Source organism: Cupriavidus sp. MPR-AND1C, from assembly GCF_058809705.1.
This window is the reverse complement of record NZ_JBXASU010000050.1, coordinates 19809-46453: the sequence shown is the minus strand read 5'-3', so window position 1 is coordinate 46453 and position 26645 is coordinate 19809. Positions and strand designations below refer to the sequence as shown.

Below are 26645 nucleotides of genomic sequence, written 5' to 3'. Positions count from 1 at the left end.
AGCCCCCTTTCAGAGTTGCCGCGCCAGGCGCGGATCGAGCGCGTCTCGCAAGCCGTCGCCCAGCAGGTTGATCGCCAGCACCGTCGCGGCCAGCAGGATGCCGGGGTAAAGGATGATATGGAACGCCACCGCCACGAAGTTGCGGCCCTCGGCCATCATGTTGCCCCAGCTCGGTGTCTGCCCGGGCACGCCGACGCCGAGGAAGGACAGGGCCGCTTCCGTCAGCACGGCGGCGGCGGCCACGAAGGTGGCCTGCACGATCAGCGGCGCCACCATGTTGGGCACCACATGGCGCGCCAGGATCACCGGCAGGCGGGTGCCCACCGCATGCGCGGCTTCGACGTAGAGTTGCTCGCGCAGCGTGAGCGCCAGCGAGCGCACCAGCCGCACCACGCGCGGGACCTCGGGGATGGTGATGGCGACGATCACGGCCGTGAGGCTGGCCTGCGTGACCGCCATCAGCGCGATTGCCAGCAAGATGCCCGGGATGGCCATCAAGCCGTCCATCACGCGCATCACGAAGGAATCGGCCCAGCGCACGAAGCCCGCGGCGAGGCCAAGCAGCACGCCGAAACCGGTTGCCAGCAGGCCGACCGAGCCGCCGACGACCATCGAGACGCGCCCGCCCCAGACCGCGCGGCTGAACACATCGCGGCCCAGCGCGTCGGTGCCGAACCAGTGCTCGGCCGAGGGCGGCTGCATGCGCGCCAGCGGATCGATATCCTGGGGATCGAAGGTGGCGATCCAGGGCGCGCCGATGGAGAGCGCGGCAATCGCGACCAGCAACAGCGCGCCGACGATCAGCGTGGGGTGCTTGCGCGCCCAGTGCCAGCGCGGCAGCACGAACGGGGTGTCCTGAGGCACCGCCGCGCTGGGGGCAGCGCCATCGGTCACAGGCAGGGAGGTGGACATGGTGACAGGTCTCGCGGCAAGGATGGGGTTGGTACCGGATGTCAGTACTTGATGCGCGGATCAAACAGGCGGTAGCTCAGGTCGATCATCAGGTTGATCAGCACGTAGACGCCGGCCGAGATCAACAGCACGCTCTGGATCACCGGGTAATCGTGGCGCTGCACCGAGTCGACCACCAGGCGGCCGACGCCGGGAATCGCGAACACGGTCTCGGTGACGACCACGCCGCCGATCAGCAGCGCGATGCCCATGCCGATGGTGGTGGCGATCGGGATTGCCGCGTTGCGCAGCGCATGGCCCAGCACCGGCAGCACGCCCAGGCCTTTGGCGCGCGCGGTGCGGATGTAGTCCTCGTGCAGCACCTCAAGCACGGTGGCGCGCGTCATGCGCGTCACCAGCGCGATATAGACCAGCGCCAGGTTGACGCAGGGCAGGACCAGGCTGCGCAGCCATTCGCCGATGCCGTCGGCCAGGCGCGCATAGCCCTGCACCGGAAACCACGGCAGCTGGATGGCGAAGGCATAGACCAGCAGGTAGCCCACCAGGAACACCGGCAGGGAAAACGCCAGCACCGCGAACAACATCACCAGCCGGTCGATCCAGCTGCCGGCGCGGTAGGCCGCAAGCGTGCCCAGCGGCACCGCGACCAGCAAGGTCAGCAGCATGGTCAGCGCGGCAATGCAGGCCGTGGGTTCCAGCCGCTGCGCCAGCAACCGGGCCACCGGCACCTGGGTGAAGATCGAGGTGCCGAGGTCGCCGGTGGCGAGCCGGCCGAGCCACAGCACGAACTGCCGCCACAGCGGCAGGTCCAGGCCCAGCGCGCCACGCAGTCTGGTGATGTCGTCGACCGTGGCAAGGTCGCCCGCGATCAGTGCGGCCGGGTCGCCCGGCGACAAGTGGATCAGCAGGAACACCACGATGGCGACCACCGCCATCACGGGTAGCGTCGCGGCCAGGCGTCGGAGCAGGTAGCCCATCGTCGTGTCTCCTCGGTGGGTCGTTCTTCGTTTTTTGTTCGTCGTTCGTCGTTTTTACTTGTCGAGCATCCAGACCGTGGGCATGCCAGCCCACAGCTTGTCGACGCCCTTGAGGCTGGCGCGTGCCGCGAAGGCCGCCGAGTACTGGCCGGCATTCACATAGGGCACGGCCTCATAGGCGCGCTTCTGGAAGGCATCGAGCAATTCCTTGCGCTTGGCCGGCACGGTCTCGCGGATCCAGGCGGTGCGTAGCGCATCGAGCGGCTTGTCGCAGGGCCAGCCGGGCAGGCTGTTGCCGCAGGCGGCGCTGAGGTAGGCGTTGGTGATCGGCGAATTCGAATCGAACTCGCCCGCCACGGTCACGTACATGCTCCAGCCACCGGCCTCGGGCGCATCGCGCTTGGCGCGGCGCGCACCGATGGATGCCCAGTCCATGTTCTGCATGTCCACGTTCATGCCCATGCTGCGCAAGGTCTGCGCCGCCATCAGGGCCTCGGCGTTGAGCTGGGGCACGTCGGTCGGCACCAGCACCACCACCTTCTCGCCCTTGTAGCCGGCCGCGCCGAGCAACTGCTTGGCGCGCGCCAGGTCGGCCTTGCGATACGGCTCGGCGCCGGCCGTCGTATCGTTGGGGCCGCCGCAGATGAAGTAGGTGGCGCAGTAGTTCATGCGCATGTCGAGTGGATACCCCATGGCCGCGGTGAAGCGCTCCTGGCTTACCGCCTGCAGGAAGGCCTGGCGGACCTTCGGGTTATTGAAGGGCGGATGGAGCTGGTTCATCACCAGCACGCCCTGGTAGGCGCCGCCCGAGCCGATCTTGACGCTGGTGTCGGCACGCAGCGGGGCGATGTAGTCCGGCGGCACCTGCTCGACCAGGTCGACCTCGCCGCGCTTGAGCGCCGCGATGGCGCTGTTGGCATCCGGCAGGTAGAGCCATTCCACGCGGTCGAACTGGCTCTTCTTGCTGCCGGCGAGGCCGCTCGCCGGTTCGCTGCGCGCCACGTAGTTCGGGTTGCGCACGAAGACCGCCTTGTTGCCCGGTACCCATTCGTCGCGCTTGAAGACGAAGGGGCCGGAGCCCATCACCTCGGGCAGCGGCGCGGTGGCGGGCATCCTGGCCAGGCGCTCCGGCAGGATCACCGGCGGGAAGCCCGATGGCTTGGCCAACGCATCGAGCACCATGCCAAAGGGCTCCTTGAGCGTGAGCGTGAAACTGCGCGCGTCGAGCGCCTTCCATTCGGCGCCGGCGTCGCCCATGGCGCGGCCCAGGCTGTCGCGCGCGCCCCAGCGCTGCAGCGATGCGACGGCGTCGGCCGCGGTGACCGCGCTGCCATCCGAGAACTTGAGGCCGGGGCGCAGGGTGAAGCTCCACTGCTTGCCGTCCTTGGCACTGCTGTACTTTTCCACCATCTGCGGTTGCGGCTTGCCGCTCGCGTCCTGCGCGAACAGCGTGTCGTAGACCATGTAGCCGAAGTTGCGCGTGATGTAGGCGGTGGTGAAAGTCGGGTCGAGGATCTTCAGGTCGGCATGGGCTACGACCTTGAGCGTCTTGGTCTGCGCCAGCACGGGAAGGCTGGCGCTGGCCAGGGCGAGCGCGCTCGCCGCGAGGGCGGTGCGCAGGGTGGGATTCGGTTTCATGGGCGTGTCTCCTTTCTTGTTGTTGTCGTTGTTATCGTTGTTGCCGTTGCGAACCGGCGCGCGGTGCTCAGGCCGCCGCTGCGTCAAGCGGCCACTTGGGCCGGCGCACCTTGCGGTAGGGCAGGGTCGTGAGGTCGAGCGTCACGGCGCCGGGGGCGCCTACGTAGATCACGTGCCTGGCCACCGTCGAGAACGAGGCGTAAAAATGTTGCGAGGACTTGACCACGATGATCTTCTTGCGCGCGAGGTCGCAGCCCAGTTGCGTGAACAGATCCGTGCCCATCGCCTGGTTGCGCAGGGTAATCAGCACGATGTCGATGCCGTTGGCTTCCACCAGCGCGCAATCGCCCATCTGCATCGGCGTGTTCGACAGGCCCGTCATCACCATGTTGGGCAGCAAGGCCTTGATCGTGCAGTCCAGGTCCAGCGGATCACCCGAGAGCGGGCTGATCTTGCCGCCGATGCGCATCGCCAGGCGCGCGCCCACACCCGCATCAAAGGCGATGCGCACCGCGATCGGGTCCCACAGCGGGCCGACGGCGGCGTTGGCGATACCGCGCTCGATCATGCGGCGCAGGATAAAGGTGGAGTCGCTTGCCGCGCCGCCCCCGGGATTGTCGGCGCCGTCTGCCAGCACCACCGGGCCGCCGTCGAAGGCCAGGGCCTCGTCGAGCGCGGTGTCGATGTCGGGATAGCGCACCGTGAGCGCCTCGCGCATGCCGATCAGCTCGTCGGCCAGCTGGCGGGCCAGCGCATCGGCCTGGGCCTGGTTGCCATCGGTGTAGACCAGCACCTTGGTGCCCATGCCGGGCACGTCGCCCCACGAGAAGCCGTGCGCGATCGAGACCGACAGCACGCCGTCGCGGCCTTCCAGCGACTGGATGCGGTCCACGAAGCCGCGCGCTGGCTCGCGCGAGGTATGAACGGTAACGATCATCTCGCAGTCGACCACGGCAGCCACGGGGCGGACCTTGCCTTGCACCTTGGCCGCGCACAGGTCGACCAGTTCCAGGGCGCGCTCCAGCACGTCGGTGTGCGGGTATTCCTTGAAGGCGATCAGCACGTCGGCATGCTCGACCATCTCCGGCGTCAGGTGGCTGTGCGGATCGAGTTCCGCGCCGATCACCACCTGCGGCCCGACGATGGCGCGCACGCGCTGCAGCAGGTCGCCTTCGCAGTCGTCGTAGCCATCGGCCACCATCGCGCCGTGCAGGCCTAGCAGCACCATGTCCACGGGCAGCGCCGCGCGCAGGTCGGCCAGCAGTTCCTCGCGCAGGGTTTCGTAGGCATGGCGCGTGGTGGTGCCGCTGGGCTGCGCGCCGGCTACCATGCCTTCGGACAACTGCCAGCCGCGCTCCTTGCCGCGCAGCCGGGCGGCCCACAGCGGGCCGGAGAAGAACGTCATCTGCTCTGGGTGCTGGCCGGCCGGGAAGTAGCCGCGGTCCCTGAAGGAGGCGAGGCCGGTCGGCATCGGCCCGAAGGTGTTGGTTTCGGTGGCGAGGGAGGCACTGAAGACACGCACGGTGGTGAACTCCTGGTCAATTTGGCGATTGGCGATTGGCGATTGGCGATTGGCGATTGGCGATTTGGGGGGGCAAACGCGATTCAGGTCGGGCCAGCCAGGCGGCGCAGCCGCGCGGGCCCCAGCATCTCGGCGGTCAGGCCGAACGATGCGGGATGCGCGGGCACGGGCAGGCCGCGCGCAAGCGCGGCGCAGGTTTCGCCCATGGCGGCCGAAGTCTGGATGCCGTAGCCGCCCTGGCCAGCCACCCAGAAGAAGCCGGGTGCCGCGTCGTCAAAGCCGCCGACCAGGTCGCCGTCGGCGACGAAGGAGCGCAGCCCGGCCCAGGTGCGGGTGGGGCGGCGGATTGCCAGCGAGGTGGCTTGCTCGATGCGGTGGATGGCGAGCGCGATATCCATTTCCTCGGGCTGGATGTCCTGTGGCTCGACCGGATCGGCATTGGCCGGCGAGCCCAGCAACATGCCGGCATCGGGCTTGAAGTACCAGTCCTCGCCGGCGCCGAAGACCATGGGCCAGCGGTCCGTGTCCATGTCCGCGGGCGGCGCGAAGATGAACGCGGAGCGGCGGCGGGGCTCGATTCCCAGCGGCTGCACGCCGGCCAGCCGCGCAATGGCGTCGACCCAGGCGCCGGCGGCGTTGAGCAGCACGGGCGCTTCATAGACCGCCCCGCCCGCCTCCACGCGCCAGTGGCCCTGCACGCGCGCAATGGCGCTGACTTCGGCATCGCACACCAGCTTGCCGCCGGCCTGGCGCATGCCGCGCAGATAGCCTTGGTGGATGGCATGCACATCCATGTCCGCCGCGTTGGGCTCATACACGGCGCCCAGCACCTGTTCTGGGCGCAGCGCCGGCACACGCTCGCGTGCTTGCTCGGCGCTCAGGCGGCGCGCATCGGGGTCCATGGCGCGCAGCATCTCCCAGTGCGCTTCGAGCAGCGGCAATTGTCCGGGGCCGGCGATCATGAGCGCGCCGCGCGGGGTGAGCAGCGGATGCGAGGCAAAGCCCGGCGGCGGGTCCTGCAGGAAAGCGCGGCTTGCCATGGTCAGCGCGCGTACCTGCTGCGTGCCATAGCTCTCCATGAAGAGCGCCGCCGAGCGGCCGGTCGAGTGGTAGCCAGGCTGGGCCTCGCGCTCGAGCACGATGACGCGGCCATGCGGCGCGAGCCAGTGCGCGACGGACGCGCCGGCAATGCCACCCCCGATGACGAGGTAGTCGGCTGATATCGGCGAAGCGGCGTGAGTTGTGCGCATGATGGTGGTGGGACTGAGCGCGCTCGTGGGCGCTGGTGCTTTGGAATGCGACTGAGTGTATTCAAGAATTTGCGAATATGCAAATTGCGAATACGCAAATTTTGCACTAAAGTGAGCAGCATGGGATGTACCCGGCTGTGCCGTCTGATAGCATCCGCTCCAACGGAAAAAAGGACGCAGGCTTGAAAACACACATCGCCCCGGGGCGCGGCAGCGACGATAGCGACGAGTCGCGCACGCTCAACCGCGAGACCTTTGGCAAGCGCCTGCGCAGTGCGCGCAAGGCCTTTGGCTGGACGCTGGCACATCTGGCCGAGCTGTCGGGCGTGTCGATCACCACCATCTCGCGCGCGGAGCGCGGGCAGCTGGCATTGGGCTACGAGAATTTTGCCGCGCTGGGCAAGGCGCTGCGGATGGACATGGGCTCGATGTTCGCGGGCGCCGGCGCCAAGCCAGCGCCATTCCAGGGGCCCGTCGTGACGCGGGCCGGCGAGGGCGTGACCTATCGGGGCGTGTCGTTTTCCTATGAGTTCCTCGGTACCGAGGCGGTGGGAAAGCAGATGATTCCGGTGGTCAGCACCGTGCACGCGCGCCGTATCGCGGGACCCGAGGATTTCGCGCGCCATCCCGGGGAGGAGTTCGTGTACGTACTCTCCGGCGAGATCGAGGTGCATTTCGACGGCGGCGAGCGGGTGCGCCTGGCGCGCGGCGATTCGCTGTACTTCGATGCCCGCATGGGCCACGCCTACATCAGCCTCAGCCGCCAGCTCGCGCGGATCGTCGGCGTGATGACCAGCGAAAGCAGCTTCATGAAGTCCGCCCAGGCCGGGGAGACGGAAGCCGCGCCGAAACCTGCCGCCAGGAGGCGGCAGGGTAAGGGTTGAAGCGTTGAAGGGCTGAAGTGCCATTTGCCTGCCCCATCCGTGCATGCGGGTGCCTGCCCGGGCCAAGGGAATGCCCGTCAGCCCTAAAGTATTTCGTCTCCTTGCCGTTAAGTGGCCACGCCTTATTCAATCTGTACGCGAGGAGCTGGCATGCTGAAACGGATCAAGACCCAACAGCTTCAAGTCGGAATGTTCGTGGCCAGGGTGGGGGGGGCATGGCTGGAGCATCCCTTCTGGCGCTCCCGCTTCCTGGTGAACAACCAGGAACAGATCGACCAGATGATCGCCTCCAAGGTCGAGGAGGTCTGGATCGATCTGCTCAAGGGCAAGGGTGTGCCGCCGCCCGTGCAACTGGCGGCGTCGGGGTCCTTGAGCGTGAAGCCCGTCGCGGACGAGCCGGCCGGTGCCGTGCCGCAGTCGGGGGTGCCGCTGGAGGTGGAGTTCGGGCTGGCCCGGGAGGTGATGAAGAACGGCAAGGCGGTGGTCGGGTCGATGTTCACGAATGCCCGCATGGGCCGGGCGCTGGAGGTGGAGGGCGCCCTGATGCTGGTCGATTCCGTATCGAATTCGCTGACCCGCCATTCGCAGGCGCTGATCGCGCTGGCGCGGCTCAAGGTGCGGGACGACTACACCTATCTGCATTCCTTCGCGGTCTGCGCGCTGATGATCGCGCTTGGCCGCACCCTTGGCCTGGACAATGCTGTGGTGCAGCAGCTCGGGCTGGCGGGCCTGGTGCACGATATCGGCAAGATTTCCGTGCCCACGCACGTGCTGCACAAGCAGGGCGAAATGACCGCCGCCGAGGTAGCGATGGTGCAGCGTCATCCTTCGGTGGGTTACCGCGTCCTCAACGAGGCCAAGCTCTACAGCAATATTCCCCTCGATGTCTGCATGCACCACCACGAGCGCATCGACGGGCGCGGCTATCCGTTTGGCCTGCATGGCAACGAGATCAGCGTGCACGCCAAGATTGCCGCGGTGTGCGACGCCTATGACTCCCTGACCTCCAACCGGCCCGGGCACCAGGCGTGGACGCCCGCGCGGGCGCTGGAGTATATGGCGGTGCGGGTGGATACACTGTTCGATCGTACCGTGTTCCAGGCCTTCACCCGGTCCATTGGCATCTATCCGCTGGGCACGGTGCTGCGCTTGCGTTCCGGACGGCTGGCGGTGGTCTTCGCGCAGAACGACAACGAGCCGCTGCGCCCGCAGGTCAAGGTGTTCTACTCGGTGAGCGAGGCCGCCCGCCTCGGCCCCGAGACGCTCGATCTGCGCGAGACGGAGGATACCGTGGCGGGGTTCGAGGATCCGGCGCAATGGGGCTTTCGCGACGAGCAATTGCTGGAGCTCTGCGCGGCCTGAACCCTGCCACGGTGCGGTAAGGTTGTGCTGGCGTCAGGCGGCCCAGGCCATCTCCAGGATGCGCGCGGCATGGCTCTGGCCCGCGCTGATACCCATGACGGCGCCCCATTCGGGGTCGAAGCGGCTGGCAAGGAAGGCGTCGGCGGTGGCCGTATCGGCGTGCTGGAGCATCAGGCAGGCCTGGGCGGTCAGCACCAGCCGCGTGGTGGTGCGGCGTGCCTCGGCCTGCTGCTCTTCCTCGGGCAGGCGCAGCGCCGCGCGCAATGCCGCGACGCTGGCCTGGATGCGTGGCTCGTCCGCGCCGACCACGCTCATGTGTTCCAGCACCCGCAGGTAGTCGTGCGGGTTGCGGCCGATGGCGCGTAGCACGTCCAGGCACATCACGTTGCCGGAGCCCTCCCAGATCGAGTTGACCGGGGCTTCGCGGAACAGCCGGCCCATGGGCCCATCTTCCACATAGCCGTTGCCACCGAAGACTTCCATGGCCTCGCCGGTCATCTCTACCGCGCGCTTGCAGATCCAGAATTTGGAAGCCGGCGTGAGGATGCGGCGCCATGCCAGGCGGGCGGGGTCGTCGGTGGCTTCGAAGGCAGTGGCCAGGTCCATGGCCAGCAGCATGGCAGCCTCCGCCTCCAGCGCCATGTCGGCCAGCAGCCTGACCATCAGCGGCTGGCGGATCAGCGGCTTGCCGAAGGCACTGCGGTGGCGCGCGTAGTGCAGGGCCTGCACCAGCGCCTGGCGCAGGAAGCCGGCACTGGATAGCGAGCAGTTAAGCCGGCTATACGTGGCCATCTCCAGGATGGTGGGAATGCCGCGGCCTTCCTCGCCGACCATGATGCCCCAGGCATCGCGGAACTCGACCTCGCTGCTGGAGTTGGAGCGGTTGCCTACCTTGTCCTTCAGGCGCTGGATCTCGATGGGGTTCTTGCTGCCGTCGGGGCGCCAGCGCGGCACGAAGAAGCAGGAGGAGCCGGCCTCGGTGTTTGCCAGCACCAGGTGGGCATCCGACATCGGCGCGGAGAAGAACCACTTGTGGCCGGTGATCAGGTACTCGGCTCCACGCCCCTCGCCGCGGCCGGGTACGGCGCGCGTGGTGTTGGCACGCACGTCGGAGCCGCCTTGTTTCTCGGTCATGCCCATGCCCACGTTGATCGAGCGCTTGTGCGCGATGGGAAGGTCGCGCGGGTCGTAGGCCTGCGTCAGCAGTTTGTCGCCGAACTGCGCGAACAATCCCGGCTCCTTGCGCAGCACGGGGATGCAGGCCTGGGTCATATTGGTGGGGCACAGCGAGCCGGACTCGATCTGGCTATGCATATAGAGCGAGGCTGCGTAGGAAGCCCAGGCCGAGGGGCGCGTATCGGCGAAGGGCAGGTTGGCCAGCCCGCTGTGGCGCGCCATGGCCATCAGCTCATGCCAGGCTGGGTGAAAACGCACCTGGTCGATGCGCTCGCCGATGCGCGAATGTGTGTGCAGCTCGGGATGATGACGATTGGCGTCTTCGGCATGCTGGATCGTTTGCTCGGCGCCGAGCACCGCGCCCTGGCGTTCGAGTTCCCCCTCGTTCCATCCCGCGCCGGCGCGTGCAACCGCGCGCCGGATGCCAGGGTCGCTGGTGTAGAGGTTGTAGTCCTTGAGCTCGGGGACCTGGTTGGTGATGACGTGGGTGGTGTGGGTGGCGTGCGTGGCGTTCATGGCGGGCTGTCTCCTTGGGCCGGGCGGCCGGGCTTGCCGCCACCCGTTAGATTCGAAAGGTCATTCTAGATAGAATGGCCAGCCTGCATGTTCGGCTTTCGGAGCACCATGAACCCACAGCAAAAAGGCCCGGCAAAGCCGCGCCGCAGGCCGGTGCAGTCGCGCTCATGGCAGACCTCCCTGGCCATCCAGGAGGCCTTTGTTCGGCTTTTGGCCGGGCAGGACTATGGGCAGGTGACGATCCGCGCCATCGTGGACCTGGCCGGCGTGGGGCTGGGGACGTTCTACGAGTACTTCGGCAGCAAGGAAGAACTGGCGCAGGTATGCCTGCACCTGCGCGCCAAGCGGATCGTGCTGGCGATGGACGCCGGACTGGCGCGGTGCCGGGGCGAATCGATGGCGGCCATCGTGGACGCGCTGATCGCCGTCAACGTAGAGCACCACCGGGAGACGCCGGAGCGTTGGGGGCCGATCTACCTGCTGGAGCGGCATTACTCGGGGCGCGCGGCCTACCAGAAGATGTACGCGCGGTTTGTGAACGGGTGGAGCAGGGCGCTGCTAAGCGCGGCCGACGCGCCGCAGGCAGGGGTGGTCGAGGAGGCCTCGGTGACGCTGCAGGCCATCGTCTATGGCCTGATCTCGCATGCTTGCATCGATGAAGGGGAGGGGATCGATTTCCCGCGGCTGATGCGACAACTGCGGGGCGCGGCGCATGGATACCTGCGAACGCTTGGCGGGCAGGAGGGAACAGTCTGAGGCGCAAATGAAAACCGGCGCCATCGGCGCCGGTTTTCCCGTCACGGCAAGCCCGAGTCCACTTACTGGATCTTGGCCTTGTCCTTGAGCGACTTCATCATTGCCTGGAACTGCTCGCGCTGCCAGTTCTGGTCGCCCATCAGCATCTGCACCAGCTGCGGCTTGACTTCCTCGAACGTCGGGATCTTGGCGTCGCGGGTGTCGTCGAGCTGGATGATGTGCCAGCCGAACTGGGTCTTGACCGGGGTTTCGGTCATCTGGCCCTTCTTCAGCGCGGTCATGGCGGCCGAGAATTCCGGCACGTAGCTGCTGCTGTTGGCCCAGTCGAGGTCGCCGCCGTTGGCTGCGGAGCCCGGGTCCTTGGACGAGGCCTTGGCCATGTCTTCGAACTTGGCGCCGGCCTTGATCTTGGCGATGATGGCGCGCGCGTCGGCTTCCTTCTCGACCAGGATGTGGCGGGCGTGGTATTCCTTGCCGCTGCCGAACTGGGTCTTGATCTTGTCGTACTGCTTGCGCAGTTCGTCGTCGCTGGCGCCGTGGGTCTTGACGTAGTCCTCGAACACGGCACCGGCCAGCACGTTCAGCTTGGCTTGTTCCAGCTGTTCCTGCAGGTCGTCGCGCTGGGTCAGGCCGCGCTTGTTGGCTTCCTGCAGCAGCAGCTCACGGTCGATCAGCATGGTGCGGGCACGGTCGCGCAGTTCTGCGCTGGGAGGCTGTCCGGTGCCGGCTACGAGCTTGTCCAGCTTGGCCGAGGGGATCGCCTTGCCATTCACGACGGCGGCGTTCTGGGCGAGGGCGGGCAAGCTGCCAGCGGCAAGCACAGCCGCCAGGCTGAACGAGAGGACTGTGGTCTTCATGGAATCAGGTCTGAGAGTTGCTCGAGGAATCGCGGGAGGTTTCGCGGGATTCAAGTTCTTGGTCAGTCAGCGCGGTCACCGCCAGCGCGTGGATTTGCGCGGGGAATAGATCGCGCAGCGCATCATACACCATGCGATGGCGTGCCACCCGGGTGCTGCCGGCAAATTGCGCGCTGACGATGGTGACGTGGTAATGCCCGCCGCCGGAGGCGGGGGGGGGGGGGGGGGGGGGGCGGGGGGGGCCGGCCCCCCCGCCACGCTTACTCGGGGGTGTTTTCCTGCATGTGGCGGGACAGCCAGACGCTTTGTGCCAGGATGAACACCAGCATCAGGCCCATGCTGCCGAACAGCTTGAAGTTGACCCAGGCGTCGGTGGAGAACTGGTAGGCCACATAGAGGTTGACCACGCCCATCACGGCGAAGAAAGCGGCCCAGGCGGCGTTGAGCCTGCCCCAGGCGGCTTCCGGCATGGTGACCTGCTTGCCCAGCATGGCGCGGATCAGGTTCTTGCGCCAGATCAGCGCCGACAGGGTCAGCGTGGCGGCGAACAGCCAGTACAGCACGGTGGGTTTCCACTTGATGAAGGTCTCGTTATGCAGCAGCAGCGTGGCGCCGCCGAACACCGAGATGATCGCCAGGCTGACCCACTGCATCGGCTCGACCTTGCGGTGGCGCAGCCAGACCCAGCCGATCTGCACCACGGTGGCGGCGATCGCCACGCCGGTGGCGGCGTAGATGCCGGCGAACTTGAAGGCGACGAAGAACAGGATGACCGGAAACAGGTCGAACAGGAATTTCATGCGAACAGGATTGAGCGACGCAGGGTCGAAGGCTTGGTTGGCGGCGAACCGCCGCGCGGGCGGTTCGGGCTTAGCGCGGCGTGTCGGGCGATGTCGGCGCGGCGTCACCCGCGTTGAGGTCGGCAGGGTCGCGCTGGTCGAATTTTAGCGCAGCCGAGTTGATGCAGTAGCGCAAACCGGTGGGCGCGGGGCCATCTTCGAAAACGTGGCCAAGGTGGCTGCCGCATTCCTTGCAGCGAACTTCCACCCGGACCATGCCGTGCGTGTGGTCGGTGTGCTCGTCGATCACCTCGCCGTTGATCGGGCGGAAGTAGCTCGGCCAGCCGCAACCGGCGTCGAACTTGGTGCTGGCTTCGAACAGCGGCGTGCCGCAGCCGACGCAACGGTAGGTGCCGCGCTCCCAGTGATCCCAGTAGCGGCCGGTGAAGGGCCGCTCCGTGGCGGCTTCGCGGGCAACGCGGTACTCGATGTCGGAGAGTTGCTCGCGCCACTCGGCTTCGGTCTTGTGCGTGGTCATAATCGGCTTTCCTTTCTCGTTGGCCGGGCGACTTGGCCGGCGCACAGCTTGTTGCGCCGCCCGCTTTTCGTCACCCAAGGCCAGTTGGTCGTTTCTTGCCTGTCAAACCTTACGGTGCTTGCAGTGGCGCCGCGCCTTCACGACGAGCAGCTCACTTCCAGCCCGGCTGCCCAGTCCGGCGGCAGCGCGGCGTAGCCTTCGGCCTCCGGCTGCTCGTCGAACGGGCGCGACAGCACGGCCAGCAGGCGATCCACCTCGCTGAAATCGTTCTCGCGCGCGCGCTGGATGGCGGTTTCGGCCAGGTGGTTGCGCAGCACGTACTTCGGGTTGACCGCCAGCATGGCCACGGCGCGCACGGCGTCAACGGAGTTCTCGGCACGCAGGCGGGCGCGGTAGGCCTCGGCCCAGGCATCCCACGCCGCGCGGTCCAGGAACAGGTCGCGCACCGGGGCATCCTGGCTGCCATCGGCACAGGAGATGCGGGCGAGGTTGCGCCAAAACAAGGTGTAGTCCACACGCTGGGCGTGCATCAGCTGGAACAGGTCAGTCAGCAGCGGCTCGTCGTCGGCATCGGGGCCGCCCGTCGGGCGCAGGCCAAGCTTGTCCCGGTATTGCTGGAAGAAGGCGGCGCCGTAGCGTTCGCGGAACGGATCCAGCGCGGCGCGCGCGGCTTCCACCGCGGCGTCGGTGGCCGCCTTGCCGGTTTCGGCGTCGGCCTTGCCATCGCCCTCTCGCCACAGCGGCATCAGGGCCTGGGCCAGGCAGTGCAGGTTCCAGAACGCAACCTGCGGCTGCTGGCTGTAGGCATAGCGGCCTTGCGAATCGGAATGGTTGCAGATGTGGTTGGCGTCGAACGCATCGAGGAAGCCAAAGGGGCCGTAGTCGATGGTCAGTCCGAGGATCGACATATTGTCGGTGTTCATCACGCCGTGGCAGAAGCCCACGGCCTGCCACCTGGCCATCAGGTCGGCGGTGCGCAGGGCGACTTCACGCAGCAGCGCCTGGTAGGGCTGCTTGTCGTCACGGCACTCGGGCATGAAGCGGTCGATCACGAAATCCGCCAGCTGGCGCAGCGAGCCGAGGTCCTCGCGGGCCGCGAAATGCTCGAAATGGCCAAAGCGGATAAAGGACGGCGCCAGGCGCGTCACCACGGAGGCGGTCTCGATGGTCTCGCGGCGCACCGGGGCGTCCGATCCGATGATGCACAGGGCGCGCGTGGTGGGCACCCCCAGTGCCTGCATCGCCTCGGAGCACAGGTATTCCCGGATCGAGGAGCGCAGCACGGCACGGCCATCGGCCATGCGCGAGTAGGGCGTCATGCCGGCGCCCTTGAGCTGGATTTCCCAGGGGCCGGAGGCGGTGCGCGCCTCGGCCAGGCGTATCGCCCGGCCGTCGCCCAACTGTCCCGCCCAGACCCCGAACTGATGGCCGGAGTACACGCTGGCGAGGGGATCGGCCCACTCGGGCACGTGATTTCCTGCAAAAGTTTCGATGAAGCTACGCTGCGTTGCGGCATCCGCATCCCAGCCCAGCAACCCGGCTGCGCTGGCCGACACGCTGACCAGCCTGGGCGAGGGGAGCGGCGTCGGCGCGAGCCGTGTAAAGAAGCGCGGGCCGAGCTGCGCAAAGCCAGGCACGGCAGAAAACGGCGGCCGCGGCTCGGCAGCATTCAATGGGGCGGGGCCGGCGGCGTCTGGCAAGGCTTGGGGGGCGTCGGTTGGCTCGGGAGAGTTCACTGGGGCATCACTATGGGTGGCTGGGCGGTGCAGCGCCGGCATGTCGGATTTCGCGCAAGTGCGCTTGCAGGCTAGGGAAAACGACATGTTGAGGTGCAACATGGCAGGCGTTATTGTACTTCCACGCCGTCATTCGCATCTCTGACCGTCGTTGTCACCACAATGTTTCCGGATATCCCTTGAATCCCGCCTCCGGCGCACCGCCATGGGGCCGGAGTGCAGCCCGCCGGCCTCCCGGATATGGCGCTGCACAACGGATTCCCGTTGACGTTTCATCAATGAATGGCAACAATCGGCCAAAAAATAGAACGGTTGTTCGTTTTTTTGACGGATTTCGAAATTTACAGGAGACTATTCCATGGCATTGATGGGTCAAATGATGAGCGAACCCCTGCTCATTTCCTCCATCATCAAGCACGCCGCACGCCACTATGGCGGCACGGAAATCGTCTCGCGACGGACCGAAGGCGATCTGCACCGTTATACCTACCGCGATTGCGAGCTGCGCTCGCGCAAGCTGGCCCAGGCCATCGCCGCGCTGGGCGTGCAGTCGGGCGACCGTGTTGGCACGCTGGCCTGGAATGGCTATCGTCACCTGGAGATCTACTACGGCGTATCGGGCTCGGGAGCGGTATGCCATACCGTCAACCCGCGCCTGTTCCCCGAGCAGGTCGCCTACATCATCAACCATGCCGAAGACCAGTACGTGTTCTTCGATGCCACCTTCCTGCCGCTGGTCGAAGGCGTGGCGGCGCACTGCCCGGGCGTGAAGGGCTGGGTGATGATGAGCGACCGCTCGCACATGCCGGCGCAAGCCAAGGTGCCGCTGCTGTGCTACGAGGACCTGATCGACGCGCAGGACGGCAACTACACGTGGCCGCAGTTCGATGAGAACACGGCCTCCAGCCTGTGCTACACCTCCGGCACCACCGGCAACCCCAAGGGCGCGCTGTATTCGCATCGCTCCACCGTGCTGCACTCCTACGCATCGGCGCTGCCGGACGCGCTGGGCTGCTCGGCGCGTGACGTGATCCTGCCCGTGGTGCCGATGTTCCACGTCAACGCCTGGGGCCTGCCGTATTCGGTGCCGCTGGTGGGCGCCAAGCTGGTGCTGCCGGGCGCCAAGCTGGACGGCGCCTCGGTCTATGAGCTGTTCGAGAAGGAGAAGGTGACCTTCTCGGCCGGCGTGCCCACGGTATGGCTGGGCCTGCTGCAGCATGTACAGGCCAACAATCTCAAGTTCTCCACCTTCAACCGCACCGTGATCGGCGGCTCGGCGGCGCCGCCAGCCATGATCCGCGCGCTCAAGGCGCTCGGCGTGGAGACCATTCACGCCTGGGGCATGACGGAGATGTCCCCGCTGGGCACGTCCTGCAGGCTGCTGGCGCGCCACGAAGAGCTGCCGGAAGACGAACAGCAGAAGATCCAGGAAAAGCAGGGCCGCGTGATCTACGGCGTGGACATGAAGATCGTCGACGGCGACGGCAACGAGCTGCCCTGGGATGGCAAGGCGTTCGGCGACCTGCACGTGCGCGGCCCCTGGGTGATCGAGCACTACTACCGCAACGACGCGTCGCCGCTGGTGGATGGCTGGTTCCCCACGGGCGACGTGGCCACCATCGACCCCGACGGCTACATGCAGATCACCGACCGCAGCAAGGACGTGATCAAGTCCGGCGGCGAGTGGATCTCCTCGATCGATATCGAGAACGTGGCGGCCGCCCACCCGGCGGTGCATATGGCGGCCTGCATTTCCTGCTATCACCCCAAGTGGGACGAGCGCCCGCTGCTGGTGGTGATGAAGAAGCCCGGCGCCGAGGTGACGCGCGAGGAATTGCTGAAGTACTTCGAAGGCAAGGTCGCCAAATGGTGGATCCCCGACGATGTCGCCTTTGTCACCGAGATTCCGCTCACCGCTACCGGCAAGATGCAGAAGCTCAAGCTGCGCGAGCAGTTCAAGGACTACCGCCTGCCGGCGGCCTGACCCCAAGGCGGCCATAGAGCCGCCAATGCTTGCCGGGCGTTGATGCCGGCGATTGCAGGACAGGTTTGCGGCGCGCGCGGTCTTGGGAGAGAGCGCCACCGCGAATCGGGATCATCCACAGCCAACAATAAGACAGAAGGAGACAAGCATGATCAGATTGCGTCCGCTCGTGGCCGCCACGGCCATTTTCGCGGCAATGGGTTCCGGGGTTGCGGCTGCCGATACGGTGAAGATCGCCTTTATCGACCCGCTGTCCGGCCTGATGGCGCCGGTGGGGCAGAACCAGCTGAAGAGCTGGCAGTTCGTCGCGGACATCGCCAACCAGAAGAACTGGGGCGGCGGGAACAAGTTCGAAGTGGTCGGCTTTGACAACAAGCTCTCGCCACAGGAAAGCCTGACCATCCTCAAGCAGGCGGTGGACCAGGGCATCCGCTATATCGTGCAGGGCAACGGCTCCTCCGTGGGCCTGGCGCTGGAAGACGCGGTGGCCAAGCACAATGAGCGCAATCCGGGCAAGGAGATCATCTACCTGAACTACGCCGCGGTGGACCCGGACATGACCAACGGCAAGTGCAACTACTGGCACTTCCGCCTGGACGCGAACTCCGACATGAAGATGGAGGCGCTGACCACTTACCTGGCCAAGGATCCCGGCGTCAAGAAGGTCTACCTGATCAACCAGAACTACTCCTTCGGCCACCAGGTGGCGCGCGCCGCCAAGGAATACCTGAAACGCAAGCGCCCGGACATCCAGATCGTCGGCGAAGACCTGCACCCGCTGGCACAGGTCAAGGACTTTGCCCCGTACGCGGCCAAGATCAAGGCCTCCGGGGCCGACACGGTGATCACCGGCAACTGGGGCAGCGACCTGGCGCTGCTGATCAAGGCCGGCAAGGACGCGGGCCTGGCCACCAACTACTACACCTACTACGCCGGCACCACCGGCGTGCCGACCGCCATGGGTGCGTCGGAAGCCGGGCATGTCAAGTACGTCGGCTACTACAACCCCAACAACAAGGGCTTCAAGGGCGGCGATATCATCGAAGGCTTCAAGAAGAAGTACAACGATGACTTCTACGTGATGGCCGCGTATACCGGCATCGCCATGCTGGGCAAGGCGTTTACGGACATCAAGTCGACGGATCCGGTCAAGGTGGCCAAGGCGCTCGAAGGCATCAAGGCCGAGAGCCTGAACGGCACGGTGGAGATGCGCGGCTCGGACCACCAGGCCCAGCAATCGCTGGTGGTGGCTACCTGGACCAAGGTTGACGGCAAGGAGGTCAAGTTCGATCAGGAAAACACCGGCTTTGGCTGGAAGACCGATGCGCTGATGGACCAGTACGTGGCAGCGCAGCCGACTTCCTGCCAGATGAAGCGCCCGGGCTAAGCCTGCGCGCGGCGGGTGGCGCGGCCAGTTCCGGCGCGCCCCCCGATCCTGCATACTTCGGCCGGCCCGGCGCGTTGCATGCCGCGTTCGGGTGGGCGGCGCTCACCCGTGCGCGCCCGTTCTCCGGCCGGCCGATCGGTGGCCGCCAACTGGCCACGAGCGTCAGAATGAAGGATAAGTTGTGGAATTCTTCGTCATTTCCCTGTTGAACGGCGTCAGCTACGGGCTGTTGCTGTTCATGCTCTCTTCCGGGCTTACGCTGATCTTCAGCATGATGGGCGTGCTGAACTTCGCGCACGCCAGCTTCTATATGCTGGGCGCGTACTTTGCCTACACCATTGCCAGCAAGATCGGCTTCTGGCCCGCGCTGATCTTCGCGCCGCTGCTGGTGGCCGGCGCCGGCGCGCTGGTGGAGCGCTTCGGGCTGCGCACCGTGCACAAGTACGGGCACGTGGCAGAACTGCTGTTTACCTTCGGCCTGGCTTACCTGATCGAGGAAGGCGTGAAGCTGGTATGGGGCCTTGCCGCCGTACCCTACCGTATCCCGGCAGAGCTGGACGGGCCGCTGTTTACCGTATTCACCTCGTCGTTCCCCAAGTACCGCGCCTTCATGATGCTGGTGTCGCTGGCCATGCTGGTGGCGATCTACCTGGTGCTCACCCGCACCCGCATCGGGCTGGTGATCCAGGCCGCGCTGACGCATCCGGAAATGGTCGAGGCGCTTGGCCATAATGTGCCGCGCGTGTTCATGATGGTGTTCGGAGGTGGCGCCGCGCTGGCGGGACTGGCCGGCGTGATCGGCGGCAATGCCTTTATCACCGAGCCGTCGATGGCGGCGGCGGTGGGGTCGATCATCTTCGTGGTGGCGGTGGTGGGCGGCATGGGGTCTCTAGTGGGGGCGTTCATTGCCTCGCTGCTGATTGGCGTGCTGCAAACCTTTGCCGTCACGCTTGACGCCTCGCTGGCTGGCCTGCTGGGCTCGATCGGCCTGCAGGTTACCGACAGCACGCCGCTGTCCTCGCTATGGAAGCTCACGGTGGCGCAGGTTGCCCCGGTACTGCCGTATCTGTTGCTGGTGGTGATGCTGATCTTCCGCCCGCGTGGTTTGATGGGCACCAGGGAGGGTTGATAGCATGAGCATGGAGACGACAATGCAACAACGCCGCGAGACGGTTGTGACCGGCAGCACCATGCGCTACCGCCCGATGAACCTGGCACGCTGGGCGATCTGGGGCCTGACCGCGGCCCTGATGCTGGTGATGCCGCTGTTCTTCACCGGCGGGTTCGCCATCACGCTGATGTCCCAGATGGGCATCATGATAATTTTCGCGCTGTCCTACAACATGCTGCTCGGGCAGACCGGGATGCTGTCGTTTGGCCATGCGGTGTACGCGGGCCTGGGCGCGTTCATCGCCATCCACGTGCTCAATATGGTGGGGGCGGGCAAGGTGTGGCTGCCGGTTTCGCTGCTGCCGGTGGTTGGCGGCCTGGCCGGCGCCTTCTTCGGCGTGCTGTTCGGCTATGTCACCACCAAGAAGTCCGGCACCACCTTTGCGATGATCACCATGGGCATCGGGGAAATGGTATTTGCCAGCTCGCTGATGTTTCCGGATTTCTTTGGCGGCGAGGGCGGTATCTCCACCAACCGCATGGTGGGCGATCCCGTGTTCGGCATCACCTACGGCCCCGGGCGTCAGGTGTATTACCTGATCGCCGTGTGGTGCCTGCTGTCGATGGTGGCCATGTACGCCTGGACCCAGACGCCGCTCGGCCGCATTGCCAACGCGGTGCGCGACAACCCGGAGCGGGTGGAATTCATCGGCTACAACACGCAGCGCGTGCGCTACCTGGTGCTGATCCTGTCGGCATTCTTCGCCGGCATCTCGGGGGCGCTGTCGGCGATCAACTTCGAGATCGTGTCGGCCGAGAACGTCAGCGCGGTGCGCTCCGGCGGGGTGCTGCTGGCCGCCTTCATTGGCGGTGCGGGCGTGTTCTTCGGGCCGGTGATCGGCGCGGTGGTGTTCATCCTGTTCGCGGTGGCGCTGTCGGACCTGACCAAGGCCTGGCTGCTGTACCTTGGCCTGTTTTTCGTGCTGATGGTCATGTTCGTGCCGGGCGGCATCGCCAGCTTGCTGATGATGCAGGTGCCGCTGCTCGCGCGCGGCAAGCTGCGCGCCATGTTGCCCGACTACGGCCGCGCCGCGGCTGCCGGGCTGGTGCTGCTCGCCGCGGTGATCCTCACCGTGGAGCTGGTCTACAAGGTGCAGGTGGACAGCGCCAACGGGACCGAGATGTCGCTGTTGCGCATCGGCTTTGACGCCGCGACGGTGAAGCCGTGGCTGGTGGCCGCAGCGTTGTGGGTGGCCGGCCTGCTGGCTTGCCGCGCCGCGCGCGCGCGGGTGCGCGCCACATGGGACAAGGTACAGGCCGAGATGGCGGGAGGCACGGCATGAGCGCCGCACTGGAACTGAACGACGTACGCAAGAAATTCGGCCAGACCGAGATCATCCGGGGCGTCAACCTGAGCATCCCCAAGGGGGAGCGGCATGCGTTGATCGGCCCCAACGGCGCGGGTAAATCGACCACCTTCAACCTGATCTCGGGGCGCTTCGCGCCGAGTTCGGGCACGGTCAGGCTGAACGGCCAGGAGATCGGCGGGCTGCAGCCATTCGTGATCAATCGCATGGGGCTGTCGCGCAGCTTCCAGATCACCAATATCTTTCACCGCTTGTCGGTGTTCGAAAACCTGCGCTGCGCGGTGCTCTGGTCATTGGGCTACAAGTACTCGTTCTGGCATCGCCTGTCCGAGCTGCGCGACGCGCGCGAGCGGGCGGACGAAGTGCTGGAGCTGATCGGCCTGCAGCACCGCCATAGCACCCAGGCCAGCCTGCTGACCTATGCGGAACAGCGCGCGCTGGAGATCGGCATCACCATCGCCGGTGGCGCCGAGGTGATCCTGCTGGACGAGCCCACGGCCGGCATGAGCCGCTCGGAGTCCGACCATGCGGTGGAACTGATCCGCCGCGTCACCGTGGGCAAGACCCTGGTGATGGTGGAGCACGACATGAGCGTGGTGTTCGGGCTGGCCGACCGGATCTCGGTGCTGGTCTACGGCGAGGTCATCGCCACCGACACGCCCGAGGCCATCCGCGCCAACCGCAAGGTCAAGGAAGCCTACCTGGGCACGACCCTGGACGAACCTGCTACTGAGGGAGCGCACTGATGGGCAAGCGCATGCTGGACGTGCAGGGCCTGCACGCCTACTACGGAAAAAGCCATATCCTCCACGGCGTCGACGCGCATATCGACGAAGGCGAGATCGTTGCGCTGCTGGGCCGCAACGGCGTGGGGCGCTCGACCATGGCCAAGGCTATCCTCGGCATGGTCAAGGCGGAGGGCTCGGTGCGCTTTCGCGACGAAGAGATCCTCGGGCGGCGCACCTTCGAGATCGCCCACCTGGGCGTGGGCTACGTGCCGGAGAACCGCGATATCTTTCCCACGCTGACGGTACGCCAGAACCTGCAACTCGGGGAGAAGCGCAATCCGCGCCAGTCCAAGCCTCGCTGGACGGTGCAGGACATGTACAACATGTTCCCGCGCCTGAAGGAGCGCGAGAATACGTCAGCCGGCGTGCTCTCCGGCGGCGAGCAGCAGATGCTCACGCTGTGCCGCACCCTGATGGGCGACCCCGACCTGGTGCTGATCGACGAGCCTACCGAAGGGCTGGCCCCGATGATCGTCGCGCTGGTGGGCGATTACCTGAAGGTCCTGAAGGAGCGTGGCGTGTCGGTGCTGCTGATCGAGCAGAAGCTGGCTATCGCGCTCGATATTTCGCAGCGGGTCTATGTGATGGGGCACGGGCACATTGTGTTCGAGGGCACGCCAGGAGACCTGAAGGCCAATGCCGCCATTCGCAAGGAATGGCTGGAAGTGTAGGCCGGATGGGTGTCCTCGCTAGCCCGGGACACCCATCCATGCCGGCTCGTGCGCCGGCACTGCCCTGAGGCCAATTACTTCGCCCTCAGGAACTCACCGACCTCAAGCAGCACCAGTTCATTGTCGTCGGCCTTGTTAGGCTCGCGGCTGCTGGAGAAGGGCAGGTTGTTGTCGTTGCCGACCACGATATGGGTCGGGTCGACCACATCCACGTTCTCGATGGTGAAGAACGGGAACTTGAGCACGCCTTCGTTGAGCGGCTTGCGGGCCAGCTTGTCGGGGTCGGCGATATTGAGCAGGTCGATGTAGCCGATCTTGCGCACCGCGCCGCCCGCGTTGGCGTCGCTCAGTTCGATCTTGTAGATGCGCTTGAATTTGGCGATATCCGCGAAGCAGTCGTTGCGCTTCTGGCCTTCGGGGCAGGCTTTGTCGGCCGTGCCTTCGCCGTTGTCGCGCTCGATGATGAGGCCGGTGCTGGCGTCGATCATGTTGAAGTCGCCGATGGCGTTGCCATTGGCTTCCAGCGGGTACTTCCAAGAGCGGCCCGTCCACTTGCCGGCCTGGGTGTCGAACTCCAGCACCCGCAGGGCTTCCTTGCCGCCGATACGCTCAAAATCCTTGGCTTCGGCGTTCCACACGGGGCCTTCCAGCAGCGCGTAGAGCTTGCTGCCGTCCGGCGACGAGGCCATGCCTTCGAAGCCCTTGGAGCGCTTGACCTGGAAGTCCACAGCGCCGCCCGGCACGCCCGGCGTGGTCACGGCGGGATGGTCCGGCGAGCGGACAACCTTTGCGTCGACCAGCGTGTCGTACACGGCCAGCACCTTGCCTTGCAGGTCGGCCTTGATCAGGAAGGGCCCGAACTCGTCGCCGATCCACAGCGCGCCGCCGGCGAACTGGAAGCTTTCCGTGTCGAAGTCCGCACCGGTCAGGTAGCGTTGCCTGGTGCCTTCGTGGACGACGCGGAAGGGCACCTTCTTGTCCGGATCGTGCAGGAACACAGTGCCCAGGCGATGGAGCTTGCCGCTCTTGAAGTCCACCTTGTAGTGATTCAGGTAGAGCATGAAGTCCGGCGAGTTCGCCTTGCTGCCGGCGCCATTGTCGGTCAGCACCCAGAAGCTGCCGTCCGCCATGTGCTTGATGCCGGAATGGCCTTGCAGCGGCTGGCCCTTGAAGGGCAGCGACACACCCGTCGGCCGGTTGTTCGACTGGCCTTCCACCGCGCCGATCTTTTCCACGCGCGCGCCGGTGGTGAACTTGCCGCTCTCCTGCAGGTCCTGCGGCGCGTCCTTGGGCGCGGCGATATAGCTCTGCGCGGGCAGGATGGCGTGGCCGGCGAGGGTGGCGGGGTACGCGGCAGGGGCTGTGGCCTGGGCCGCGGCGGGCAGAGCCCAGGCCGCAGCGGTGACGGCGATAACGGCAACGACGGTCGCGGACGGGAGGATGCGCATGTAGGAGAAGAATGGTGTAGAAAGACCGCTACGATGCATGGGCCACGTGACGGTGGCGTGATGAAGGTGTGACGCTCGCGTGACAGTCAAGTGTCTCGGTCTGACAATGGCCGCACGCGCTGATCATGGTTTTCTCTTGGTACGACATGGTTTTTCCCAGTCAGTGCTGTGATCAAACCTGGTATCAAACCTGGTGTTGACGAATTGTCTACATTTGGATAACCTGTCCATATGAAAAAACGCGCACCAGAACGCACGCCCGAGCAGCAAGCGCTGCTCGAGCAACTCAAGCAGGTGGCTCAAGGTTTGAGCGAGACCTTCGCGCCCTTTTGCGAGGTGGTTGTTCACGATCTGCTGGACCCCAAGCACGCCATTCTCGCCATCCATAACAACCTGTCGGGCCGCCAGGTGGGAGACCCCGCAACCGAGCTGGGGCTTGCCCGGATCGCCGACCCCGAGTATCCGCAGGTGATTGCCAATTATGCGAATCAGTTCGCCGACGGGCGGCAGGCCAAGAGCACGTCGATCGGCATCAAGGATTCGACCGGGGGCTATGTGGCAGCCCTGTGCATGAACGTCGACCTGACGCTGTTCCGCAGCTTGCAGAACGTGTTGGGCCAGTTCGGCAGCGTGGACGCCGGCGCGGCGATGAAGGAGTCGCTCGACCCGGCCGGCGCGGATGCCATCCGGGCCCGCATCGACCAGTTTGCCGCGCGGCTGGCCACCACGCCGCGATCCCTCAAGGCCGAAGACAGGCGTGCGTTGCTGCGCGAGCTCAAGGAGGCGGGGTTCATGGAGGTGCGCCGCGCCATGGAAATCGTGGCGCTGCATCTCGGCGTGTCGCGGGCTACGGTGTATAGCTATGCGAAGTGAAGCGCGTTTGCTCCTGCTCGACAAGAACCAGGTCGAGTCACTGCTGCAGCCGGCGGATGCCATGGAGGCGGTGAGCGAAGCCTTTGCCCTGCATAGCGAGGGAGAGGGCCGTGTCTTTCCGCTGGTTCGGGAGCCGCTGGCGACCGGTGGCGTGTTCGGCATCAAGTCCGGCGACGTCCAGTCGCAAGGCTTGCTGGGTTTCAAGGCGGCCGGATTCTGGCCGGCCAACCGCGAGGTGGGCGGCGAGCCGCATCAGGCCACGATCATGCTGATCGATCCGGCAACCGGGCGGCCAGTGTGCATGATCGATGGCAACGCCGTCACCACGATGCGCACCGGTGCCGCCGGCGGCCTGGGGCTTCAGTGGCTGGCACGCCAGGACAGCGAGCGCCTGTGCCTGTTCGGCACGGGCGTGCAGGCGCGGATTCAGTTGACGTTTGCCCTGGCGCTGCTGCCCTCACTCAAGCAGGTTCAATACGTTACGGTGACGGGCCAGCATGACGCGGCGTTCGAGCGCGCCTTTGCCGAGCGCTGTGAGATCTCCCATGCCCCCGATCGCAATGCGGCGGTGGCGGGCAGCGACGTAGTGATCACGGCTACGCCTGGCGGCGGTGCGCTGTTCGACCTGCAAGCCGTGCAGCCAGGCACGCACCTGAACTGCGTGGGCGCGGACACGCGCGGCAAGCGCGAGTTGCCCGACGGCCTGCTGGCGCGCACGCGGCTGTTCGTCGACGATCGGGTCCAGGCCCGCCAGATTGGCGAGACGCAGTGGGCGCCGGACACGCCTTGCACGGAAATCGGCGACGTGCTGGGCGGCAAGGTGCAAGTTGAGCGCCACGACACCGACATCACCGTCTTCGATATGACAGGCCTGGCGTTGCAGGACCTGACGGTGGCGCGCCTGCTCCAGCGGCGAGCCGCCACCGCGCAAGCTGGCACCAGCATCCACTGGCCCTGGTAGCCTTTTTACTCAAACGAGACTTACGACCATGCTGAATCTACCGACCTTTGATGATGTGTCAGCCGCCGCTGCGCGGATTGAGGGATACGCGCACCGCACCCCCGTCATGCGCTCGCGCACCGCGGACAAGGACGTGGGCGCGGAGCTCTTCTTCAAGTGCGAGAACCTGCAGCGCATGGGCGCCTTCAAGTTTCGTGGCGCCTTCAATGCGGTCTCGAAGTTCGACGAGCGCCAGAGGCGGGCGGGGGTGGTGGCTTACTCGTCGGGCAATCACGCGCAAGGTATTGCGCTGGCGGCGTCGATTCTCGGCATCCCTGCAACGATCGTAATGCCCCATGATGCGCCGGCCGCCAAGGTGGCCGCGACCCGGGGCTACGGCGCCAAGGTGGTCATCTATGACCGCTATACGGAAGATCGCGAGGCCATCGGCCGGAAGCTGGCCGAGGAACATGGCCTGACCCTGATCCCGCCGTATGACCACCCGGATGTCATCGCCGGGCAGGGTACCGCGGCCAAGGAGTTGTTCGAGGAAACCGGCGAACTCGATGCCCTGTTCGTCTGCCTTGGCGGCGGCGGGCTGCTTTCCGGGTCCGCGTTGTCCGCGCGGGCGCTGTCTCCCCAATGCAAGATCTATGGCGTGGAGCCTGCCGCTGGCAACGACGGCCAGCAGTCGTTTCGCACTGGCTCGATCGTGCATATCGAGACCCCCAAGACCATCGCCGACGGCGCGCAGACGCAGCACCTTGGCAACTACACGTTCGAGATCATTCGCCGCGATGTCGATGACATCGTTACCGCGACCGACGACGAGCTGGTCGACTGCATGCGCTTTTTCGCGTCGCGCATGAAGCTGGTGGTGGAACCCACCGGCTGCCTCGGCTTTGCCGCTGTGCGTGCCATGAAGGCCGAACTGCAAGGCAAGCGCGTGGGTGTCCTCATCAGCGGCGGGAACATCGATATCGACCGGTTCGCGGCGTTGCTTGCTGGCTGATTGACCCGTTCCGCGCGCGGGCCGGGCGGTGCGCATGGCACCGCCCGGCCATGCCGCGTGGCGCCGTCGGCATGATGCCGGGGGCGCCATTCCTGCCGATCGCCATCCGCGTGCGCCTGTCCATCAGGCCGCGCGCGATGGCGTTTGCCTTCACCGGGAATC

Annotated in this window: 23 protein-coding genes and 1 pseudogene; 12 read left to right on the top strand and 12 right to left on the bottom strand. The window is 66.0% G+C overall.

The genetic code is table 11. The features are described from left to right. Window positions 1–9: 9 nt before the first annotated feature. The 5 genes from AC1RWI_RS24000 to AC1RWI_RS23980 form a co-directional block, all read right to left on the bottom strand. Window positions 10–912, bottom strand: coding sequence for an ABC transporter permease (locus AC1RWI_RS24000; RefSeq protein ID WP_043346691.1), 903 nt, complete (start codon window positions 910–912; stop codon window positions 10–12). A 41-nt stretch (window positions 913–953) separates the two neighbouring features. Continuing rightward, window positions 954–1889, bottom strand: a complete 936-nt coding sequence (locus tag AC1RWI_RS23995; RefSeq protein WP_043346689.1) for an ABC transporter permease — start codon at window positions 1887–1889, stop codon at window positions 954–956. A gap of 54 nt (window positions 1890–1943) precedes the next feature. Then, window positions 1944–3527 (bottom strand): ABC transporter substrate-binding protein, encoded by a 1584-nt coding sequence (locus AC1RWI_RS23990; RefSeq protein WP_492869214.1) that lies wholly within the window; start codon window positions 3525–3527, stop codon window positions 1944–1946. Between the two features lie 67 nt (window positions 3528–3594). After that, window positions 3595–5049, bottom strand: coding sequence for a M81 family metallopeptidase (locus tag AC1RWI_RS23985; protein WP_492869212.1), 1455 nt, complete (start codon window positions 5047–5049; stop codon window positions 3595–3597). Between the two features lie 83 nt (window positions 5050–5132). Further along, on the bottom strand, window positions 5133–6299 hold the full coding sequence (locus AC1RWI_RS23980; RefSeq protein ID WP_492869210.1) for an NAD(P)/FAD-dependent oxidoreductase: 1167 nt from the start codon (window positions 6297–6299) through the stop codon (window positions 5133–5135). Between the two features lie 182 nt (window positions 6300–6481). Between AC1RWI_RS23980 and AC1RWI_RS23975 the strand changes: the two genes are divergently transcribed. Together AC1RWI_RS23975 and AC1RWI_RS23970 are read left to right on the top strand one after the other, a co-directional pair. Then, the gene (locus AC1RWI_RS23975) at window positions 6482–7183 is read left to right on the top strand and encodes a helix-turn-helix domain-containing protein (protein WP_492869208.1); all 702 of its coding nucleotides are present in this window, start codon (window positions 6482–6484) and stop codon (window positions 7181–7183) included. Between the two features lie 150 nt (window positions 7184–7333). Beyond that, window positions 7334–8545 carry a cyclic di-GMP phosphodiesterase gene (locus tag AC1RWI_RS23970; RefSeq protein WP_492869206.1) on the top strand — a complete coding sequence of 404 codons (1212 nt, stop codon included), beginning with the start codon at window positions 7334–7336 and terminating at the stop codon, window positions 8543–8545. Window positions 8546–8578: 33 nt separating this feature from the next. On the opposite strand, the gene AC1RWI_RS23965 is transcribed toward AC1RWI_RS23970, so the two are convergent. Continuing rightward, complete coding sequence (locus AC1RWI_RS23965; RefSeq protein ID WP_052494600.1) at window positions 8579–10237, bottom strand: acyl-CoA dehydrogenase family protein; 1659 nt, start codon at window positions 10235–10237, stop codon at window positions 8579–8581. Window positions 10238–10345: 108 nt separating this feature from the next. Here AC1RWI_RS23965 and AC1RWI_RS23960 point away from each other — a divergent pair, with 108 nt between their 5' ends. After that, on the top strand, window positions 10346–10993 hold the full coding sequence (locus AC1RWI_RS23960) for a TetR/AcrR family transcriptional regulator (protein WP_043346680.1): 648 nt from the start codon (window positions 10346–10348) through the stop codon (window positions 10991–10993). Window positions 10994–11055: 62 nt separating this feature from the next. Here the strand turns inward: AC1RWI_RS23960 and AC1RWI_RS23955 are convergent, their stop codons facing one another. The 5 genes and pseudogenes from AC1RWI_RS23955 to AC1RWI_RS23935 form a co-directional block, all read right to left on the bottom strand. Beyond that, window positions 11056–11850 carry a peptidylprolyl isomerase gene (locus AC1RWI_RS23955; RefSeq protein ID WP_043346678.1) on the bottom strand — a complete coding sequence of 265 codons (795 nt, stop codon included), beginning with the start codon at window positions 11848–11850 and terminating at the stop codon, window positions 11056–11058. Between the two features lie 4 nt (window positions 11851–11854). After that, window positions 11855–12061 (bottom strand): annotated as a pseudogene (locus AC1RWI_RS23950) (BolA family protein); the annotation flags it as partial. A gap of 49 nt (window positions 12062–12110) precedes the next feature. Beyond that, window positions 12111–12650 carry a septation protein A gene (locus AC1RWI_RS23945; RefSeq protein ID WP_043346674.1) on the bottom strand — a complete coding sequence of 180 codons (540 nt, stop codon included), beginning with the start codon at window positions 12648–12650 and terminating at the stop codon, window positions 12111–12113. Window positions 12651–12720: 70 nt separating this feature from the next. Next, window positions 12721–13167 (bottom strand): peptide-methionine (R)-S-oxide reductase MsrB, encoded by a 447-nt coding sequence (gene msrB, locus AC1RWI_RS23940; RefSeq protein WP_043346672.1) that lies wholly within the window; start codon window positions 13165–13167, stop codon window positions 12721–12723. A gap of 137 nt (window positions 13168–13304) precedes the next feature. Beyond that, window positions 13305–14945: a protein adenylyltransferase SelO gene (locus AC1RWI_RS23935; protein ID WP_492869227.1), complete on the bottom strand. Its 1641-nt coding sequence runs from the start codon at window positions 14943–14945 to the stop codon at window positions 13305–13307. 316 nt (window positions 14946–15261) lie between these two features. Between AC1RWI_RS23935 and AC1RWI_RS23930 the strand changes: the two genes are divergently transcribed. The 6 genes from AC1RWI_RS23930 to AC1RWI_RS23905 all read left to right on the top strand — a co-directional run bounded on the left by AC1RWI_RS23930 (window position 15262) and on the right by AC1RWI_RS23905 (window position 22210). Continuing rightward, window positions 15262–16887 carry a 3-(methylthio)propionyl-CoA ligase gene (locus tag AC1RWI_RS23930; RefSeq protein WP_492869202.1) on the top strand — a complete coding sequence of 542 codons (1626 nt, stop codon included), beginning with the start codon at window positions 15262–15264 and terminating at the stop codon, window positions 16885–16887. A 148-nt stretch (window positions 16888–17035) separates the two neighbouring features. Beyond that, complete coding sequence (locus AC1RWI_RS23925; RefSeq protein WP_492869200.1) at window positions 17036–18274, top strand: branched-chain amino acid ABC transporter substrate-binding protein; 1239 nt, start codon at window positions 17036–17038, stop codon at window positions 18272–18274. A 181-nt stretch (window positions 18275–18455) separates the two neighbouring features. Next, window positions 18456–19403, top strand: coding sequence for a branched-chain amino acid ABC transporter permease (locus tag AC1RWI_RS23920; protein WP_043346663.1), 948 nt, complete (start codon window positions 18456–18458; stop codon window positions 19401–19403). A 10-nt stretch (window positions 19404–19413) separates the two neighbouring features. Beyond that, a complete protein-coding gene (locus tag AC1RWI_RS23915) occupies window positions 19414–20727 on the top strand; it encodes a branched-chain amino acid ABC transporter permease (RefSeq protein ID WP_043351905.1) in 1314 nt (437 codons plus the stop codon). Next, window positions 20724–21497, top strand: coding sequence for an ABC transporter ATP-binding protein (locus AC1RWI_RS23910; RefSeq protein WP_043346660.1), 774 nt, complete (start codon window positions 20724–20726; stop codon window positions 21495–21497). Before AC1RWI_RS23915 ends, AC1RWI_RS23910 begins: the two co-directional genes overlap by 4 nt. After that, complete coding sequence (locus tag AC1RWI_RS23905) at window positions 21497–22210, top strand: ABC transporter ATP-binding protein (protein ID WP_043346656.1); 714 nt, start codon at window positions 21497–21499, stop codon at window positions 22208–22210. Before AC1RWI_RS23910 ends, AC1RWI_RS23905 begins: the two co-directional genes overlap by 1 nt. Before the next feature lie 74 nt (window positions 22211–22284). Here the strand turns inward: AC1RWI_RS23905 and AC1RWI_RS23900 are convergent, their stop codons facing one another. Further along, window positions 22285–23658: an esterase-like activity of phytase family protein gene (locus AC1RWI_RS23900; RefSeq protein ID WP_043346653.1), complete on the bottom strand. Its 1374-nt coding sequence runs from the start codon at window positions 23656–23658 to the stop codon at window positions 22285–22287. 231 nt (window positions 23659–23889) lie between these two features. On the opposite strand from AC1RWI_RS23900, the gene AC1RWI_RS23895 reads away from it, so the two are divergent. Genes AC1RWI_RS23895 through AC1RWI_RS23885 form a run of 3 tightly spaced genes read left to right on the top strand, consistent with a single transcriptional unit; the run spans window position 23890 to window position 26483 of the window. After that, window positions 23890–24531: a helix-turn-helix transcriptional regulator gene (locus AC1RWI_RS23895; RefSeq protein ID WP_492869197.1), complete on the top strand. Its 642-nt coding sequence runs from the start codon at window positions 23890–23892 to the stop codon at window positions 24529–24531. Beyond that, window positions 24521–25492, top strand: a complete 972-nt coding sequence (locus AC1RWI_RS23890; RefSeq protein ID WP_492869195.1) for an ornithine cyclodeaminase family protein — start codon at window positions 24521–24523, stop codon at window positions 25490–25492. Before AC1RWI_RS23895 ends, AC1RWI_RS23890 begins: the two co-directional genes overlap by 11 nt. Before the next feature lie 28 nt (window positions 25493–25520). Continuing rightward, window positions 25521–26483, top strand: a complete 963-nt coding sequence (locus AC1RWI_RS23885) for a threo-3-hydroxy-L-aspartate ammonia-lyase (protein ID WP_043346642.1) — start codon at window positions 25521–25523, stop codon at window positions 26481–26483. The last annotated feature ends 162 nt before the right edge of the window (window positions 26484–26645 follow it).

Bases quoted from the DNA above. Each gene is read 5' to 3' on its own strand.
- AC1RWI_RS23990 (WP_492869214.1), bottom strand. From the start codon at position 3,527: ATGAAACCGAATCCCACCCTGCGCACCGCCCTCGCGGCGAGCGCGCTC.
- AC1RWI_RS23895 (WP_492869197.1), top strand. From the start codon at position 23,890: ATGAAAAAACGCGCACCAGAACGCACGCCCGAGCAGCAAGCGCTGCTC.
- AC1RWI_RS23900 (WP_043346653.1), bottom strand. From the start codon at position 23,658: ATGCGCATCCTCCCGTCCGCGACCGTCGTTGCCGTTATCGCCGTCACC.
- AC1RWI_RS23925 (WP_492869200.1), top strand. From the start codon at position 17,036: ATGATCAGATTGCGTCCGCTCGTGGCCGCCACGGCCATTTTCGCGGCA.
- AC1RWI_RS23930 (WP_492869202.1), top strand. From the start codon at position 15,262: ATGGCATTGATGGGTCAAATGATGAGCGAACCCCTGCTCATTTCCTCC.
- AC1RWI_RS23945 (WP_043346674.1), bottom strand. From the start codon at position 12,650: ATGAAATTCCTGTTCGACCTGTTTCCGGTCATCCTGTTCTTCGTCGCC.
- AC1RWI_RS23960 (WP_043346680.1), top strand. From the start codon at position 10,346: ATGAACCCACAGCAAAAAGGCCCGGCAAAGCCGCGCCGCAGGCCGGTG.
- msrB (WP_043346672.1), bottom strand. From the start codon at position 13,167: ATGACCACGCACAAGACCGAAGCCGAGTGGCGCGAGCAACTCTCCGAC.
- AC1RWI_RS24000 (WP_043346691.1), bottom strand. From the start codon at position 912: ATGTCCACCTCCCTGCCTGTGACCGATGGCGCTGCCCCCAGCGCGGCG.
- AC1RWI_RS23965 (WP_052494600.1), bottom strand. From the start codon at position 10,237: ATGAACGCCACGCACGCCACCCACACCACCCACGTCATCACCAACCAG.
- AC1RWI_RS23890 (WP_492869195.1), top strand. From the start codon at position 24,521: ATGCGAAGTGAAGCGCGTTTGCTCCTGCTCGACAAGAACCAGGTCGAG.
- AC1RWI_RS23935 (WP_492869227.1), bottom strand. From the start codon at position 14,945: ATGCCGGCGCTGCACCGCCCAGCCACCCATAGTGATGCCCCAGTGAAC.
- AC1RWI_RS23970 (WP_492869206.1), top strand. From the start codon at position 7,334: ATGCTGAAACGGATCAAGACCCAACAGCTTCAAGTCGGAATGTTCGTG.
- AC1RWI_RS23995 (WP_043346689.1), bottom strand. From the start codon at position 1,889: ATGGGCTACCTGCTCCGACGCCTGGCCGCGACGCTACCCGTGATGGCG.
- AC1RWI_RS23915 (WP_043351905.1), top strand. From the start codon at position 19,414: ATGGAGACGACAATGCAACAACGCCGCGAGACGGTTGTGACCGGCAGC.
- AC1RWI_RS23980 (WP_492869210.1), bottom strand. From the start codon at position 6,299: ATGCGCACAACTCACGCCGCTTCGCCGATATCAGCCGACTACCTCGTC.
- AC1RWI_RS23910 (WP_043346660.1), top strand. From the start codon at position 20,724: ATGAGCGCCGCACTGGAACTGAACGACGTACGCAAGAAATTCGGCCAG.
- AC1RWI_RS23905 (WP_043346656.1), top strand. From the start codon at position 21,497: ATGGGCAAGCGCATGCTGGACGTGCAGGGCCTGCACGCCTACTACGGA.
- AC1RWI_RS23885 (WP_043346642.1), top strand. From the start codon at position 25,521: ATGCTGAATCTACCGACCTTTGATGATGTGTCAGCCGCCGCTGCGCGG.
- AC1RWI_RS23955 (WP_043346678.1), bottom strand. From the start codon at position 11,850: ATGAAGACCACAGTCCTCTCGTTCAGCCTGGCGGCTGTGCTTGCCGCT.